Here is a 15,188-nt window from a genome sequence, read left to right as displayed (position 1 = left end):
AATGGAGTTTGCGGCGAAGTATGTTTTCTTATAAAACATTGGCTGCGGAAGGTTGATGCCCCGCAACCTTGATGGGGATGCCAGTAACAAAACCGGCTCGAAAAATAATAATGAACCAGGATGAACAGCCTATGAAGACGAGTGTTTTTTTGCTGCTGGGGGCAGCGATGTTGGCGGGCTGTACCAATGCGCCGATTTCAAATTTGCCATCAAATGTGACCTTAACGAAGCCTCAGCCTCATTACGGCTCAAAGGTGCAAATGGTTGAGGCAGTCACCTTTGAGCGGGCGGGAAAGGTAAAGCAAAACCCGAGCACTTGCGTCTCCCTTACCGTCGAAAACAGCGAAGTCACGTTGAGTGATTCTGCAGGATCGTTCGTTGGTCCTGTCACGGGCACTTATTACAGCAGGGGCTCGATCCGAACAGTGGGCGGAGGGTCAGTCTTGCGGTATGCCGATATCAAATCAGGTGTGGTGATTGCGAGAGGCGTCACGGAGTATCGCTCGGGTCCACTTATTCCCCTTGCGCAGGCGGTTCGATACAGATTGTCGGTGACGCCTCTTGAAGATAAGACAGTGCTTCAATTCAAAGACATTGAGCAAGCCCAGAAGTCCACCGGCGTTGTGAAAAATACAGGATTTGGTCCGCTCGGGTCGTGGATAGGGGCAGGAACGATGGCTGCCTATGAGGCGATGAAGGGGCAGTCCGACAAGGTGTTTGACTGCCTCTACGCGGACTCACTGCTCGACGATTAAGTTGTTGAGTGAGGTTAGGGCCCTGTTTTTGACGGGGTTTCCCCGGAAGTTCACCACGTTCAATAACAGCCGCCAACCACTGTCGCTGTGGTTAAGCGTATCGGAGGATATCCGCGCCCGTCCCTGCGGTCTTTTGCTCCCGGCCACGCTCGCCACTGTTCTTTATCGATCACACGGCGGTATGGATGTCGTTAATATCGCCACGTTGTCGGGCCTGCCACAGATCATACTGGAGCTGCTCGCGAAGCCAGGTTTCGGCGTGCGCCCCTCGCTCCGGGCCGCCAAGCCAGATCTCCAGGCGGCGGGCCAGATCAATAGAGATAGCAGCTTTGCCGTTGAGGACCCGAGACAGCGCCACGCGAGATACGCCAAGTTGCCGGGCGGCCTGCGTGACGTTGAGGCCCAGTGCGGGCAGCACATCTTCGCGAAGGGTTTCCCCGGGGTGAGGCGGATTGAACCTCTCCATTGGCGACCCCCTAATGATAGTCCTGGTAATCCACGAGGACGGCATCGCCGCCCTCGAAACAGAATGTAAGCCGCCAGTTGCCGGCGGTGCTGCCGGTGATAAAAAACTCTTCTGGACCGCCCCCGGGGGGAGGAGGCTCCCGGGAACACACCAGCTCCGCAAGCTGGGGCTTTCTTCATTTAGATATGAGCCTCACGACTCAAGACATCGGCAGCCCACTGGTTGATGCTCTTGTGCGCGATTTCGGCTCTGATGGCCACCGTAGCGTGCAACTCGGGCTCAAGGCGAAGGCTGAGTTTTCCCGAGTAGGGCTTTTGCTGCGGGCGCTCCAGTTTGACGCAGGTGTCGAGGTAGTCATCGACCGCTTCCTCAAAGGCGCTGCGCAGCTCTTGGACTGACTCACCGTGGAAACCCACCACATCACGGATGCCGGCGATATGGCCAACGAACAGGCGATCTTCATCGCTGTATTCAATGCGGGCGGCATAGCCCTTGTGGGTCATTGCGTTCATGGGGTGACTCCTGCTTGTTCGTGAGACGTTCGCCGACGCGGGTAGGCGCCGCCCACGGGCCGGTTCCCGTGGGTGACGCACGCCGAGGCCTTCAAACCGGGGACCTTAACGTCAGGGCGGGATGGTTATCTCGTGCCGGCCGCGCCGGGACCAGGCGGCGCTTGAGAGATGCCGTTGGCGCGGGTGATGTCATTCAGCGCCGCGCGCACCAGGGAGCCGTCGCCGGGGTCTTACTGGATGCAGACATTTAAATAAAGCACCATGCCCTCATCCATTCCCAGACATTCAATCACATCCCATTTTGCAACGAGATTTTTTTACCCATTGGAGCTTGTGCCTTTTTTTCCGAGAAATGAGGCCGATCGCGTGTAGGCTGAAACACCCTAGAGCGTCGCTTCCTGTCTTTCCGTGGTTGGGGTTACATATTTTTTTACCGCGTCCTTTAGGTGATCGCTGAGGCCAAAGATGTCATCCAGGCACTCAATGGGATGCCGTGTTTCCTTTTTTTCGGCGTCGAATAATCCGATGTATTTTTGTGTCCGATTGAAGTGAAGCCGGCATATTGGTTTTCTGTTATTGTCGTCGAGGAGTACGCCGAAATAACTCTTTGTGTCCCTGGCTGCAATCCTCTTTACGTCGACTTCTGAACGGATGATCGCCTTAACTATGTTGAAGCCTTCTATTTCCTCCATGGTGGTAATTACGCCATCTTCGCGGTCAATATTGTCCTGAATTTCTTCAGGGGAAGAGGTTTCTAAGGCCATGGATTCGTCGACTTGCTCGATATAAACATTGCTTGATATGGCCGATTTCAGGCGCTCATTGATTTTGTCGTTTAAGTATTGTCGGAGTGCTTTCCTGGTGAGGCTTTGAAAGTGGTCACGAACTCGCTGAGTAATCGTGCCACTATGGATTCGTGAAGCGAAAAATCGTACGAACTCTTCGTCCGGGTTGGAGAATTGCGAGTCAATTTCTCTTTTTATGAGTCTCACGTCTCTAAGTTCGCTCGCCGCATTAATGATTGAGTGTAAATCGAACGAGGACTTTGTGAGTTTTCGTAGCTCGGGCACCGAGTGATCGTCAATGCTGGTAAGGTCGAATTCCAAGAATGGCCGGTCGTCCATTTTGTTGGGGGCATCAAGATCAGTGTAGAACTTGTAGTCTTTACCGTTGGTGAGAATGGCGATTCTTGCTGACGTTACGGAGAAATATCTGTAAAGCTGTGAGGCGTGGTTAATGCTAAGAGGGTCGTTATATTTTTTTGCTTCGATAAGAATCTGAACTTCGCCGTCCTTCAGAATGGCATAATCAACTTTTTCGCCTCTTTTTGTTCCTACATCAGCCGTGAATTCGGGGACAACCTCTGCTGGATTGAAGATGTCGTAGCCGAGAATATCTTTTATAAAAGGCATTACCAGAGCAGTTTTTGTGGCTTCTTCCGTCTCGATGATCGCGCTCTGGCTTTCGATTTTTGATGAGATCCAGGATATTTTTTCTTCGAATTCCATGTTGTCCTCCGCTTCTTCGCTATAGATATGAAGTATTATTATTTTTTATAGGGGTTGTTGTAGCGTGATTTGTTGTTGCTTTTTGTCAGCCGAAGGTGGGTGGAGGTGCAGTCGGTTGTCGAGACCGTACCCATAAAGGCATTCAGCTTAACGGCGCACTTTTCTCCGTTTAGCCCATAATCACCATCACTGGAAATGTTTGTGACGTATGGGCCTGCTGTCGTGCATCCCGTGAGAAAGATATAGGTGGCCGCTAAGAGCGTGGTTCTTATCATCATTTTCCCGATTTTAGTATTATTGTCTCGGCTACTATAGCGACCGCTGCTTCGGTGATCTAGATCACCATGGGCCTTTGTCGTCTCGGGTCAAATTTTCTTGCCGGATGGGCGGCCTTTAAACAACCCGCGCCGCCACCCGCTCCCCAATATACCGATACCCTTTCTCCGACGGGTGATAGCCGTCTTCCGCTAGATATTCGGCTTCCTGGACGGCCGGGTAGGCCAGGTGATAAACGCCGTTAAGCCGGGCGGCAAGCGTGTGTTGTTCGCGGTCGAGGCGGGTGGCGCGGTGGCCGAGCAGTTGGCGCAGGGGGGCGGGCAGGGCGGTGAAGTGTTGCATGGGTGGAAGGGCGAGCAGGTAAACGGGCAGGCCGGGTTGATGCTGGCGCAGGGTGTCGATCAGTTGGTTCAGGGCGCGGCGGTATTGGCGGGTTGTGGTGAGGTCGGTGGTGTCGTTGACGCCGAGGCTGATGATGGCCAGGTCGGCCGGTTCGTGAAAAGGGTGCTGGCGCAGGTGTTCGAGCAGGGCGGCGGCGCGGATGCCGTTGACGCCCAGGGTGTGCCAGTGCACCGGGCGGCGCAGGCGGGTGGCGAGGGCGCGGGCGGTGTGGGCGGCGAGGCCCTGGTGGTGGTGTTGCACGCCGACGCCGGCGGCGGTGGATTCACCGATCACCCACAGACGCAGGGGCGCGCCCTGGTGGGCGGGGCGAGGCCAAAGGCGTCGCCTTGGGCCTCGGGCAGGCGTGGGGTGGTGGCGCGGGTGCGCCGGGCCTGCCAGAGCAGCAGGGGGGAGAGCAGGATAAAGGCCAGCCAGAATTTCATGCGTCGACGAACATTCGCTTGGCCAGGGGTAGGCCGCGGGCGCCGGAGGCGGCGACGGCGGTGAGCAGGCCGGCGACCATGGCGCCGGCGACGCCGCAGCTGAGGATGTCCTGGCCGGTGAGGTAGAGGCCGGGGATTTCGGTTTTGGGGCGCAGCCAGCGTTGTTCGAAGCGGGCGGGGTCGTGGTTGAGGCCGTAGATTTCGCCGCTCGGGTAGCGGCAGAAATAGGCGGTGGAGAGCGGCGTGGAGAGTTCGTAGTAGTCCAGGTGTTCGCGCAGGTGGGGCATTTTCTCGAACAGTTTTTCCAGCAGCCGTTGGGCGAATTTTTCCTTGAGCGCTTCGTAGTCGTCGCCGCGTTTGCCCCAGGGGGTGTCGGCCCAGGATTGGAACCAGTGGTAGGGGGCGGCGGCGACGATCTCGATGGTGGCGCGGCCGGGGTAGCGGCGGGCGAAGTCCGGATCCTTGGCGCTGGGGAACGAGATGTAGGTGAGTGGGATGTCGTGGTGGTCCGGGTCGGCGAGGGCCTGGTCGAGCTGTTGCTGGTAGCGGTTGTCGGGGTAGATCCAGAGGTTGGTTTTCGGCAGGCGCAGGTCGGCGGCGTCGCCTTTCAGGCCGATATAAAGGCAGGCGCTGGCCATGGAGCGCTCCACGGTTTCCAGTTTTTGCTGGTAGTGGCGGCGGTGCGGGCTGTGTTCGGGGAGCAGCTCACCGAAGGTGTTGAACACGCCGGCGTCGCTGATGATCAGCGGCGCGCGCATTTCATGGTCGTCGGCGAGGCGCAGGCCGGTGGCGCGGCCGTTTTCGATGAGGATTTCGCGCACGTCGGCGTAGGTGAACACGTCGCCGCCACTTTGCTGGATCACGGGGATAATGGTGGCGGCCATTCTGGAGGCGCCGCCGACCGGGTAGTAGCCGCCATACAGGTAGTGGCGGGCAATGATGGCGTGGATCAGAAAGCTGGATTGCTCGGGGGGCAGGCCGTTGTCGCCCCATTGGCCGGTGAGCACGGCGATCAGCTCTTTATTGTCGGTGAGCTCGCCGAGCACTTCGGCGGTGGGGCGGTTGAGTTTGCCGGCGCCGGTGAGGGCGAAGCCCTTGGTGAGCGCGGCGGCGAACGGGCGGGGCAGCAGTTTGGCGCTGGTGTGCACCTTGATCGCCCGGGCGGCTTTGCCGGTGAGCGTGATGTAGCGGTCGATGGCACGGTGTTCGTCGGGGAAGGCCTGCTTGAGGCTGGCGGCGAAGGCGTCCGGGCCGGCGAGCAGGTCGTATTGGCGCTCGCCCAGGTGGATGCGGTCGTAGCAGGGGTCCATGGGCGCCCACTTGAGTTGGCCGTCGGTGATGTGGTCGAACAGCTTCTTGGTCAGGGTGGTGTCGTGGCCCACGTCGCCGATGTAGTGCACGCCCACGTCCCATTCGTAGCCGTTGCGCTCATAGCTGTGGGTAAAGCCGCCGGCGGTGTAGTGCTGCTCGAACACGGCCACCTTTTTACCCAGCTTGCTGAGGCAGGCGGCGGCGCTGAGGCCGCCGATGCCGGAGCCGATCACCAGGGCGTCGTAGGGGCCGTCGAGGCGGTTGGCGCGGTAGCGCCGGCCGATGCGCAGGGTGCTGGGGGTGGGGCTGCTCATGGTGCTCTCCTTTCCTTTATAGGTTGTTGCTGTTGTTGTTTTGGGTGGGCGCTGGGGCGCGGGTGCCGTCGATCAGCAGGGCGGAGATGGCGCGGGCCAGGTGCGGGGCTTGCTCGGGCGGCGGCAAGTGGCCGTCGATGCTCAGTTGCGCGAAGCCGTGCACCAGTGCCCAGGCGGCGGCGGTGAGGGTGTTCAGCGGCGTGTCGCCCAGGTAGCCGCTGCGCTGGCCGGCGGCGGTGGCGTCTTCGAGTACCGCGAAGGCGGCCAGGCCGGCGGCGTCGAGTTCGGGGTGCTGGCCGGCCGGCAGGCGCTGGCCGCCGAACATCAGCCGGTACAGGTTGGGGTGGGCCTGGGCGAAGCCGATGTAGGCCAGGCCGATGCCGATCAGGATGTCGCGGGGGTGGCCGCCGGGCACCGCCAGCAGGGCCTGGCGCAGCCGTTGAAAGCCGTCGGTGGCGAGGGCGGCGAGCAGGCTGTCGCGGTTGCGAAAATGGCGGTACAGGGCGGGGGTGGTAACGCCAAGCTGCTTGGCCAGGGCGCGCAGGCTGAGCGCGGCGTCGCCGTGTTCATGGAGCACGGCCAGGGCGTGGTGCTGGGCTTGCTGACGCAGATCGCCGTGATGATAGGCGTTGGCCATGGCGGCCTCCGGCAAAGTTAACAGGGTTAACATTGCGCCGGGAATGGGTCGTCGTCAAGAGGGTGAGGGGCTGCGTGGCGGAAGCCGCGCCCAGGGCGATGTGCCGAGGGCGCGCAGGGGCCGTGGGTGGCGGTTCAGGGCGCCGGGTTGGGAAAGCGGGCGTGGAGGGCGTCGAGCTCTTTCTCCAGCTCTTTGTCCCAGGGCAGGTCGGCGCTGGCCAGGTTCTCGCGGAGCTGGTTGAGGTTGGTGGCGCCAATGATGTTGCTGGTCACGAACGGCCGCGTGGTGACGAACTGCAGCGCCAGTTGGCTGGGGCTGACGCCGCGCTGCTCGGCGAGCTGGCAATAGGCCTCGGTGGCGGCGATGGACTGCTCGCTGTTGTAGCGGGCGAAGTGCTTGAACAGGGTGAGTCGGGCGTTGCTGGGCCGCTGGCCGTGGCGGTATTTGCCGCTGAGCATGCCGAAGGCGAGCGGCGAGTAGGCCAGCAGGCCGAGTTGCTCGCGGTGGGCGATCTCCGCCAGGCCGATTTCGAAGGTACGGTTGAGCAGCGAGTAGGGGTTCTGGATCGACACTGGCCGCGCCAGGCCGATCTTTTCGGCTTCGCGAATAAAGGTCATGGCGCCCCAGGGGGTTTCGTTGGAGAGGCCCCAATGGCGGATTTTGCCGGCGTCGACCAGGGCTTTCAGGGCGGCCACGGTCTTGGCGATGGGCACCGCCTGGTCGTCGTCGCGGTGCTGGTAGCCGAGTTTGCCGAAGTAGTTGGTGGTGCGCTCGGGCCAGTGCAGTTGGTAAACATCAATGACGTCGGTTTGCAGGCGTTTGAGGCTGCCTTCCACGGCGCTTTGCAGGCTTTCGCGGTTAAGGCGCGGGCCGCCGCGGATGTGTTTGACGTAATCGCCGGGGCCGGCGGCCTTGGTGGCGAGCACCACTTTGTCGCGGTTGCCGGTGTCGGCGAACCAGCGGCCGATGATCTCCTCGGTGCGGAACGAGGTCTCCGGGCTGGCGGGCACGGCGTACATTTCGGCGGTATCGAAAAAGTTAACGCCGTGGTCCAGCGCCATGCTCATTTGCGCGAAGCCCTCTTCGGCGCTGTTCTGGTTGCCCCAGGTCATGGTGCCCAGGCAGATTGCGCTGACATTCAGGCCGGTGTCGCCCAGCGGACGGTACTCCATGTGCTCCCTCCGATTCGAAGATGCCGGCCCGGGCCGGCGGAAAGGGCAACTATAGCAGGGCCGCGGACGGCGGCGACACGCCAGCGGTCACCGGCTTCGAGCTGCAAGCTTCAAGCCGCAAGCTTCAAAAACACCTCCAGGAAGGTTTGACAGGCTTTGCGGGGTCGCGATCCTTTTCTGGCTTGCAGCTTGCAGCTTGCAGCTTGCAGCTTGCAGCTTGCAGCTTGCAGCTTGCAGCTTGGAGCTTGGAGCTTTTGGCTTGTGGCGTCTTTTCCCGCTTGTCTTTGCCAGGGGCGTTCAGTACAATTCGCACCCTCTTGCCCGGCGGGCTCACGCCGGCGGGTCGCTCAGACCCGTAACGAGTTGAATTCAGGGCACAAATTTAGGGAAGACCCATGAAGACCTTCAGCGCCAAACCGGAAAGCGTAAAGCGCGACTGGTATGTGGTAGACGCCTCCGGCAAAACGCTGGGTCGGTTGGCTACTGAGATTGCCAGCCGTCTGCGCGGTAAGCATAAGCCGGAATTCACGCCGCACGTGGATACCGGTGATTACATCGTGGTGATCAACGCCGAGAAAGTGGCGGTGACCGGCAAAAAAGCCACCGATAAGATGTACTACCGCCACACCGGTTATCCGGGCGGTATCAAGGAAACGAACTTCGAAAACCTGATCAGCGCCAAGCCGAGCATGGTGATTGAGAAGGCCGTGAAGGGCATGTTGCCGCGCACCCCGCTGGGCCGCGCCATGTTCAGCAAACTCAAAGTCTACGCCGGCACCGAGCATCCGCACACTGCTCAGCAGCCGCAGCAGCTGGAAATTTAAGGGGTTTAGTCGATGGCAACAGCAAACGCCGACTACGGGACTGGTCGCCGCAAGACTGCTTCCGCACGCGTTTTTCTCCGTCCGGGCAGCGGCAACATTACCGTGAATGGCCGTCCCCTGGATGTGTTTTTTGGTCGCGAGACCAACCGCATGGTCGTGCGTCAGCCGCTGGAGCTGGTGGATGCCACCGAGCGCTTTGACGTCTACGTGACCGTCAGCGGTGGTGGCAACAACGGCCAGGCCGGTGCCATCCGCCACGGCATCACCCGTGCTCTGATGGAGTACGACGGTGAGCTGCGGGGCGCGCTGCGCCGCGCCGGTTATGTGACCCGCGACGCCCGTGAGGTGGAGCGTAAGAAAGTCGGTCTGCATAAAGCCCGTAAGCGTCCGCAGTACTCCAAGCGTTAATCCGGCCACGCCGGAACGCCAGGGATGTTCAGCGTTGCCAGGCCCGGCTTTGCCGGGGCCATTCCGGTGGCCTGCCCATCCCTCAAAAAAGCCTGGCTTTGCCGGGCTTTTTTTGTGTCCAAATCAGAGGGTTAGCGACCGCGCCAGCGGGAATAACCGGTTGTCAGATGTGGGCTTTTTCATTACCATTTGCGCCGCCTGACTCCGCCCGGAGCACGAGGACTGACCTCGAGTCTCGGATTACCCCCGAGCGTGGGATCTAAGGGGAGAACATCTCAATGAATAATGACGGCGTAAACACCAGCCGCCGCACCTTTTTGATCGGCCTGACGTCGGCGATCGGCGCTGCAGGTGCAGTGGGCGTGGCTGTGCCTTTTGTGAAGTCCTGGGAACCCAGCGCCAAGGCGCAAAATGCCGGCGCACCGGTCACGGTCGACGCCAGCAAGCTGGAAATGGGCCAGCGCGTGGTAGAAGAGTGGCGCGGACAGCCGATCTGGGTGATTCGCCGGACCGACGATATGCTCGCCGGCCTGCCCAAGCACGACGATCAGTTGAAAGACCCGGATTCTTCCGTGGATCAGCAGCCGCCTTACGCAAAAAACGCGTGGCGCTCGATCAAGAAAGAATATCTGATACTGATCGGTACCTGCACCCACCTGGGGTGTTCTCCCCTGTATGAGCCGGAGCCCACCGTGCAGTTGAAAGAGGGCGGTTTCTTCTGCCCTTGCCACGGTTCCCGCTTTGATCTGGCGGGCCGGGTGTACCAGAACGTTCCGGCACCGACCAACCTGGTGGTCCCGCCGCACTCCTACACGAGCGAAACGGTAATCGTGGTTGGCTCTGAAGAAGGGGAGACCAAGGCATGATGAGAATGGTGAATGGTCTGATCGACTGGGTGGACGCCCGTCTGCCGGTGGTCAATACCTACAAGAAGCATATGTCGGAGTACTACGCTCCGAAAAACTTCAACTTCTGGTACTACTTTGGGGTGCTCTCCATGGTGGTGCTGGTCAACCAGTTGCTGACCGGCGTCTGGCTGACCATGTTCTATTCCCCCAGCGACGGCTTCGCTTCCGTTGAGTACATCATGCGTGATGTGCAGTGGGGCTGGCTGATTCGCTACATGCACGCGGTGGGCGCGTCCGCGTTCTTCGCGGTGGTCTACATCCATATGTTCCGTGGCCTGATGTACGGCTCTTATAAGCCGCCGCGGGAGCTGGTGTGGATCTTCGGCATGCTGATCTACGTGGCGCTGATGGCCGAAGGCTTCCTGGGTTACGTGCTGCCCTGGGGCAACATGTCCTATTGGGGGGCGCAGGTGATCATCTCCCTGGCCGGTGCGATTCCCTTCGATGTCCTGCCGTTCATCGACGCCAAGGACGCCAAGGAAATCGGTGAAGCGCTGACCACCTGGGTGCGGGGCGATTTCATGCTCTCCACCGCCACGGTCAACAAGTTCTTCGCTCTGCACGTGGTGGCGATTCCCATCGTGCTGCTGGCGCTGGTGTTCCTGCACATTCTGGCGCTGCACGAAGTGGGTTCCAACAACCCGGATGGCGTTGAGATCAAGCAGAACAAGGACGAGAACGGCATTCCCCGCGATGGCATCCCGTTCCACCCGTATTACACGGTGAAAGACCTGCCCGGGGTGATTATCTTCCTGATGATCTTCGCGACGGTGATCTTCTTCTTCCCCACCGGCGGCGGCTATCTGATCGAGAAGCCCAACTTCATTCCGGCGAACGCCCTGAAAACCCCGGATCACATTGCGCCGGTATGGTACTACGGCCCGTACTACGCGATGCTGCGCGCCACCACCCTGGAATTCCTGGGCATGTCTTCGAAAGCCTGGGGTCTGATCGCCATGGCCGGTGCCATTGTGATCCTGTTCCTGGTGCCGTGGCTGGACCGCCATCCGGTCAAGTCGATCCGCTATAAGGGCCTGGTCAGCAAAATCGCCCTGACGCTGTTCGTACTCGACTTCCTGATGCTCGGTTACTTCGGTACCCAGCCGGCCACCGGTCTGGCCAAGACCCTGGCGCAGATTGGTACGGTGTATTACTTCTTCTTCTTCATCGTATTGCTGCCCTTTGGCCATCGTTTCGAGAAGTCCAAGCCGGTTCCTGAGCGTGTGACGGGGGGTCACTGATGAAGAAGCTAGTTGCCATTGTTCTTATCAGCGTTCTGCCCGCGCTCGGTCTGGCCGCCGAAGGCCACGACGTGGAGCTGCACAAGGCGCCGGTCAATCTGCAGGACAAAGTGAGCCTGCAGAACGGCGCCAAGCTGTTCGTTAATTACTGCATGGGTTGCCACGGCCTGGAATACCTGCGCTACGGGCGCATGGCCGAAGACCTGAATATGCCGGAAGAGGCGGTGGCGAAGTATCTGAACTTCGCCTCCGACAAGATCGGCGACCCGATGAGCAACGCCATGCACGCCGAAGACGGCAAAGCCTGGTTCGGTAACCCGCCGCCGGATTTGAGCCTGGAGGCGCGTTATCAAGGGTCGGATTGGGTGTATTCCTATCTGATCGGCTTCTATGAAGACGAATCCCGCCCTTATGGCTACAACAACAAGGTGTTCCCCAGTGTGGGCATGCCCAATGTGATGGCCTCGTTGAAGCAGGAGCTGGGTGAGGAAGAGTTCAATGCCGCCATGGGCGACATCACCAACTTCCTGACCTACGCCGCCGAGCCGATCGCCGCCAAGCGCGAACACCTGGGTGTGTACGTGCTGCTGTTCCTGGCGATTCTGCTGATACCGGCGTATCTGCTGAAAAAGGAATATTGGAAAGACGTTCACTGACCATCGGAACGTCCTTTTCATGAGCGAACAGGGTAACCGCGCAAGCGGCTACCCTGTTTGTGTTAGGCTAGTGCGCAATCCGGGCGCCAGAGCGCCCGATACGGACTGGTGAAGTTTCGAGCTGGAGATATCTCGACCATGGGTGTGGTGACCAAGCGTTCCTCAATGACTTTCTTCTCTTCCCCGGATGACCATTACAGCCACCGGGTGCGGATCGTTCTGGCCGAAAAAGGCGTGACCGTGGACATCGTCGACGTGGACCGCGCCGACAAGCCGGAAGATCTGGCGTCGCTGAACCCGTACAACGAGGTACCCACCCTGGTGGACCGGGAACTGACCCTGTACCAGTCCACGGTGATCATGGAATACCTGGACGAACGCTTTCCGCACCCGCCGTTGCTGCCGGTGTACCCGGTGGCCCGGGCGCAAAGCCGGCTGCTGATTCACCGCGTGGAGCGTGACTGGTGCGCCCATGTGGACGCGATTCTGGCCGGTGAAGAGAAAGAAGCCTCCCTCAACAAGCGCCGCAAGGAGCTTCGCGACGGCCTGATCACCACCGCGCCGATCTTCAGTGAGCTGCCGTTCTTCATGAGCGAGGAGTTCACCCTGGTGGATTGCGTGGTGGCGCCGATCATGTGGCGGTTGCCGGTGCTGGGCGTGGAACTGCCCAAGCAGGCCAAGCCGTTGCTGGATTACGCGGACCGCCTGTTCGACCGCGACAGCTTCCAGGCCAGCCTGACCGAAGCCGAGCGCGAAATGCGCCTGCCGTAAGCCATGAGTGATGCCATGACCTCCAATCGCCCGTATCTGATACGGGCGATTCACGAATGGATCTGCGACAACGGTTTGACCACGCACCTGGCGGTGAACGCCGGCTACCCGGGTACCGAGGTGCCCCAGGAGTTCGTGCAGGATGGTCAGATCGTGCTCAATATTGCGCCGCGCGCGGTCACCGCGTTTTCAGCGGACAACACCGAGATCTGCTTTTCCGCCCGCTTTGGCGGCGTGCCCCGGCAGATTCGTGTCCCGGTGGACGCGGTGATGGCGGTGTTCGCCCGGGAAAACGGCCAGGGCATGGCGTTTGACGCGGTGGAACCGCCGCCGGAGCCACCGTCGTCGCCGGATCAGCCCGAGGACAACGCGGCCAGCCGGGGCAGTCATCTGAAAGTCGTAAAATAGCCGCAACAGGCAGCGTGCCGGGGCTGTGTCGCTGACGGTCATCCCCGGCGGCGCCGCCCCTTTTGCCATTGGAGCCCGCATGCTGCTTTCTCCCCGTTTGCGTCTGGTATTAAGTATCACGCTCACCTGGTTCGTGATTTTCGCTGTTCTGCGCGTCGCCTTCTTCTGGTGGTTTCTGGCTGGCCAGGGCCTGGACAGTGGTGAGGCCTGGCAGGCGTTCGGCATTGGTTTGCGCTTCGATTTGCGCATTGCCTTGTTGATCGCTCTGCCGGTGGTGCTGTTGAGCCTGCTGCCGGGCCATTTCGGCCTGCGCACCGGGCGCATCAGCCGCGCCCTGGCGGTGCTCTGGATGGCCCTGGCGGGGATGGCGGTGGCGCTCACCTACGTGGCCGACTGGGCCCACTACAGCTATCTGGAAGAACGCCTCAACGCTTCGGTGCTGCGCTTTTTCCAAAACAGTGGCGACAGCCTGCGCATGGTGTGGGAAAGCTACCCGGTGATCCCGCTGGTGCTGGTGCTGATCGCCGGCGCTCTGTTTGGCGCCTGGTTGGGCGCGCGGGTGGTGCGCATGTTTGTTCAGCGGCCCCGGCCCCGGCGTGGCTGGCTGCGTGGCACGGTGGCGGTGGTCGCCTGCACGTATTTGTACGCGCTGGGCATCATGGGCCAGTTCGGCGAGGTGCCGTTGCGCTGGAGCGATGCTTACTTCGCCAGCAACCAGCAGATCGCCTCGCTGGGGTTGAACCCGGCGGTGTTCTTCTACGACACCCTGATCGCCGGCACCCGTGAACACGACGAAGGCCTGCTCGAGGAGCGCTACCGGCGGGTCGCTGACTATCTGGGCGTGGACCATCCGGATCCGAAGACGCTCGACTTCTCTCGCAAAGTGGCCGGCCACGACACTGGCCGGACCCGCCCGCCCAATGTGGTGTTCATCCATCTCGAATCGCTCGGCGCCAACCGGGTCGGGTTGTTCGGCAACCCCATGGACGCCACCCCCAACGTGGACAATTTCGGCCGCCACGGTTACTTCTTCCCCAACTTCATGGTGCCCGCCAGCGGTACCGCGCGCACCGTGTTCGGGTTGGTCACCGGTATTCCGGATGTGTCCTGGGGCGGTTCAACGGCATCACGGAATCCGCAGATCGTCGATCAGTACACGCTGGTCAACAGCTTCAAAAATTATCAGCGCCTGTACTTTATTGGCGGTTCGGCGGGCTGGGCCAACATCGGTGGCCTGCTGAAGAACAACATCAAGGACCTGGAACTGTGGGAGGCGGGTGATTACGACGCGCCGGCCGTGGACGTGTGGGGCATCTCCGACCGTGACCTGTTCAAAGCCGCCCACCGGCGCCTGGACGCGCTCGACCCGGACAAGCCGTTCGTGGCCTTTATCCAGACCGCCGGCAACCATCGGCCGTTCACCATCCCGGAAGATGACTCCGAGTTCGAAGTGAACAACCCGCCGGAAGGCGAGGTGCAGAAACACAGCTTCCTGGGCAACGACCAGTACAACGCGGTGCGCCTGCTCGATTACAACGTGGGCTATTACATCAACCAGTTGGCCGCTCATTCCCATTACGCGGACAACACCATCTACATTATGTACGGCGACCACAACGACCGCTCCAGCACCTCACAGCACATGGGCTACAGCGAAGCGCTGCAGCTGGACAAGCACCACGTGCCGATGATCATCTACGGCCCCGGTGTGCTCGGCGAACCGCGGGTGATCGAGCACCCGGCCAGCCTGGTGGATCTGATGCCCACCGCGCTGGGCATCACCGGTCTGCCCTACGAGAACCGTACCCTGGGCCGCGACCTGCTCAACACCGAGGAGCCCTTCTACGCCCTCACCTTTGGCGGCAACCGCAGCCAGCGGCCGCTGATCGGCCTGCTCGGCAAGGACTACCACCTGGGCATGTACTACAACGGCGAGAACACGCGCCTGTACGATCTTGAGCACCCGGACCTGGAAGCACCGGTCAACGACCAGCACCCGGACATCACCGCCGACCGCAAAGCCATGCTGGAAGGGCTCTACCAGGCGGCGCGGTATATGTTTCATCACAATAAACCTTGAAAAAGCAGTGTTCGGTTTTCAGTGTTCAGTGTTCAGTAACTGAAAACTGAAAACTGAAAACTGAAAACTGAAAACTGAAAACTGAAAACTGAAAACTGAAAACTGAAAACTGAAAAT

General features: G+C 60.4%; 17 protein-coding genes. 9 read left to right on the top strand and 8 right to left on the bottom strand.

Translation table 11 applies throughout. The features are described from left to right. Positions 1-131 precede the first annotated feature (131 nt). Positions 132-755 carry a hypothetical protein gene (locus CGS25_RS02940; protein ID WP_101674551.1) on the top strand — a complete coding sequence of 208 codons (624 nt, stop codon included), beginning with the start codon at positions 132-134 and terminating at the stop codon, positions 753-755. A 169-nt stretch (positions 756-924) separates the two neighbouring features. Here CGS25_RS02940 and CGS25_RS02935 read toward each other — a convergent pair whose 3' ends face one another. The 8 genes from CGS25_RS02935 to CGS25_RS02895 form a co-directional block, all read right to left on the bottom strand. Further along, on the bottom strand, positions 925-1,221 hold the full coding sequence (locus tag CGS25_RS02935; RefSeq protein WP_089032977.1) for a HigA family addiction module antitoxin: 297 nt from the start codon (positions 1,219-1,221) through the stop codon (positions 925-927). A 179-nt stretch (positions 1,222-1,400) separates the two neighbouring features. Continuing rightward, positions 1,401-1,733 carry a type II toxin-antitoxin system HicB family antitoxin gene (locus tag CGS25_RS02925; RefSeq protein ID WP_101674550.1) on the bottom strand — a complete coding sequence of 111 codons (333 nt, stop codon included), beginning with the start codon at positions 1,731-1,733 and terminating at the stop codon, positions 1,401-1,403. A gap of 383 nt (positions 1,734-2,116) precedes the next feature. Then, on the bottom strand, positions 2,117-3,241 hold the full coding sequence (locus CGS25_RS02920) for a type I restriction endonuclease (protein WP_101674549.1): 1,125 nt from the start codon (positions 3,239-3,241) through the stop codon (positions 2,117-2,119). Positions 3,242-3,634: 393 nt separating this feature from the next. After that, entirely contained in the window at positions 3,635-4,192 is a 558-nt protein-coding gene (locus CGS25_RS02910) for an SGNH/GDSL hydrolase family protein (RefSeq protein ID WP_232802228.1), read from the bottom strand. After that, positions 4,189-4,341: a hypothetical protein gene (locus CGS25_RS19180; protein ID WP_232802227.1), complete on the bottom strand. Its 153-nt coding sequence runs from the start codon at positions 4,339-4,341 to the stop codon at positions 4,189-4,191. Before CGS25_RS19180 ends, CGS25_RS02910 begins: the two co-directional genes overlap by 4 nt. Next, a complete protein-coding gene (locus CGS25_RS02905) occupies positions 4,338-5,966 on the bottom strand; it encodes a phytoene desaturase family protein (protein ID WP_101674548.1) in 1,629 nt (542 codons plus the stop codon). The genes CGS25_RS19180 and CGS25_RS02905 overlap by 4 nt, the downstream gene beginning before the upstream one ends. Positions 5,967-5,982: 16 nt before the next feature. Further along, on the bottom strand, positions 5,983-6,603 hold the full coding sequence (locus CGS25_RS02900; protein WP_101674547.1) for a TetR/AcrR family transcriptional regulator: 621 nt from the start codon (positions 6,601-6,603) through the stop codon (positions 5,983-5,985). Between the two features lie 134 nt (positions 6,604-6,737). Next, positions 6,738-7,775: an aldo/keto reductase gene (locus CGS25_RS02895; RefSeq protein ID WP_101674546.1), complete on the bottom strand. Its 1,038-nt coding sequence runs from the start codon at positions 7,773-7,775 to the stop codon at positions 6,738-6,740. Positions 7,776-8,170: 395 nt separating this feature from the next. On the opposite strand from CGS25_RS02895, the gene rplM reads away from it, so the two are divergent. The 8 genes from rplM to CGS25_RS02855 all read left to right on the top strand — a co-directional run bounded on the left by rplM (position 8,171) and on the right by CGS25_RS02855 (position 15,071). After that, entirely contained in the window at positions 8,171-8,599 is a 429-nt protein-coding gene (gene rplM, locus CGS25_RS02890; protein ID WP_089032968.1) for a 50S ribosomal protein L13, read from the top strand. Between the two features lie 12 nt (positions 8,600-8,611). Continuing rightward, positions 8,612-9,007, top strand: a complete 396-nt coding sequence (gene rpsI, locus CGS25_RS02885) for a 30S ribosomal protein S9 (protein ID WP_089032967.1) — start codon at positions 8,612-8,614, stop codon at positions 9,005-9,007. A 278-nt stretch (positions 9,008-9,285) separates the two neighbouring features. After that, entirely contained in the window at positions 9,286-9,873 is a 588-nt protein-coding gene (petA, locus tag CGS25_RS02880) for a ubiquinol-cytochrome c reductase iron-sulfur subunit (protein ID WP_089032966.1), read from the top strand. Then, a complete protein-coding gene (locus tag CGS25_RS02875) occupies positions 9,870-11,156 on the top strand; it encodes a cytochrome b (protein ID WP_089032965.1) in 1,287 nt (428 codons plus the stop codon). The genes petA and CGS25_RS02875 overlap by 4 nt, the downstream gene beginning before the upstream one ends. Beyond that, positions 11,156-11,812 (top strand): cytochrome c1, encoded by a 657-nt coding sequence (locus CGS25_RS02870; RefSeq protein ID WP_101674545.1) that lies wholly within the window; start codon positions 11,156-11,158, stop codon positions 11,810-11,812. Before CGS25_RS02875 ends, CGS25_RS02870 begins: the two co-directional genes overlap by 1 nt. Before the next feature lie 138 nt (positions 11,813-11,950). Continuing rightward, positions 11,951-12,583 (top strand): glutathione S-transferase N-terminal domain-containing protein, encoded by a 633-nt coding sequence (locus CGS25_RS02865; protein ID WP_089032963.1) that lies wholly within the window; start codon positions 11,951-11,953, stop codon positions 12,581-12,583. A gap of 15 nt (positions 12,584-12,598) precedes the next feature. Then, positions 12,599-12,991 (top strand): ClpXP protease specificity-enhancing factor, encoded by a 393-nt coding sequence (locus CGS25_RS02860; protein WP_089032962.1) that lies wholly within the window; start codon positions 12,599-12,601, stop codon positions 12,989-12,991. Between the two features lie 79 nt (positions 12,992-13,070). Next, entirely contained in the window at positions 13,071-15,071 is a 2,001-nt protein-coding gene (locus tag CGS25_RS02855) for an LTA synthase family protein (protein ID WP_101674544.1), read from the top strand. The last annotated feature ends 117 nt before the right edge of the window (positions 15,072-15,188 follow it).

Origin of the sequence: Alloalcanivorax mobilis (assembly GCF_002864685.1) — a bacterium.
GTDB lineage: Bacteria > Pseudomonadota > Gammaproteobacteria > Pseudomonadales > Alcanivoracaceae > Alloalcanivorax > Alloalcanivorax mobilis.
Note: the sequence above shows the minus strand (reverse complement) of the source record. Positions and strands in the feature narration are given on the sequence as shown.

What these genes read in the sequence shown, in the direction of transcription:
- CGS25_RS02925 (WP_101674550.1), bottom strand. Translation starts at nt 1,733, where the DNA reads ATGAACGCAATGACCCACAAGGGCTATGCCGCCCGCATTGAATACAGC.
- CGS25_RS02860 (WP_089032962.1), top strand. Translation starts at nt 12,599, where the DNA reads ATGACCTCCAATCGCCCGTATCTGATACGGGCGATTCACGAATGGATC.
- CGS25_RS02855 (WP_101674544.1), top strand. Translation starts at nt 13,071, where the DNA reads ATGCTGCTTTCTCCCCGTTTGCGTCTGGTATTAAGTATCACGCTCACC.
- CGS25_RS19180 (WP_232802227.1), bottom strand. Translation starts at nt 4,341, where the DNA reads ATGAAATTCTGGCTGGCCTTTATCCTGCTCTCCCCCCTGCTGCTCTGG.
- CGS25_RS02905 (WP_101674548.1), bottom strand. Translation starts at nt 5,966, where the DNA reads ATGAGCAGCCCCACCCCCAGCACCCTGCGCATCGGCCGGCGCTACCGC.
- CGS25_RS02920 (WP_101674549.1), bottom strand. Translation starts at nt 3,241, where the DNA reads ATGGAATTCGAAGAAAAAATATCCTGGATCTCATCAAAAATCGAAAGC.
- rpsI (WP_089032967.1), top strand. Translation starts at nt 8,612, where the DNA reads ATGGCAACAGCAAACGCCGACTACGGGACTGGTCGCCGCAAGACTGCT.
- rplM (WP_089032968.1), top strand. Translation starts at nt 8,171, where the DNA reads ATGAAGACCTTCAGCGCCAAACCGGAAAGCGTAAAGCGCGACTGGTAT.
- CGS25_RS02875 (WP_089032965.1), top strand. Translation starts at nt 9,870, where the DNA reads ATGATGAGAATGGTGAATGGTCTGATCGACTGGGTGGACGCCCGTCTG.
- CGS25_RS02870 (WP_101674545.1), top strand. Translation starts at nt 11,156, where the DNA reads ATGAAGAAGCTAGTTGCCATTGTTCTTATCAGCGTTCTGCCCGCGCTC.
- CGS25_RS02900 (WP_101674547.1), bottom strand. Translation starts at nt 6,603, where the DNA reads ATGGCCAACGCCTATCATCACGGCGATCTGCGTCAGCAAGCCCAGCAC.
- CGS25_RS02935 (WP_089032977.1), bottom strand. Translation starts at nt 1,221, where the DNA reads ATGGAGAGGTTCAATCCGCCTCACCCCGGGGAAACCCTTCGCGAAGAT.
- CGS25_RS02940 (WP_101674551.1), top strand. Translation starts at nt 132, where the DNA reads ATGAAGACGAGTGTTTTTTTGCTGCTGGGGGCAGCGATGTTGGCGGGC.
- petA (WP_089032966.1), top strand. Translation starts at nt 9,286, where the DNA reads ATGAATAATGACGGCGTAAACACCAGCCGCCGCACCTTTTTGATCGGC.
- CGS25_RS02895 (WP_101674546.1), bottom strand. Translation starts at nt 7,775, where the DNA reads ATGGAGTACCGTCCGCTGGGCGACACCGGCCTGAATGTCAGCGCAATC.
- CGS25_RS02865 (WP_089032963.1), top strand. Translation starts at nt 11,951, where the DNA reads ATGGGTGTGGTGACCAAGCGTTCCTCAATGACTTTCTTCTCTTCCCCG.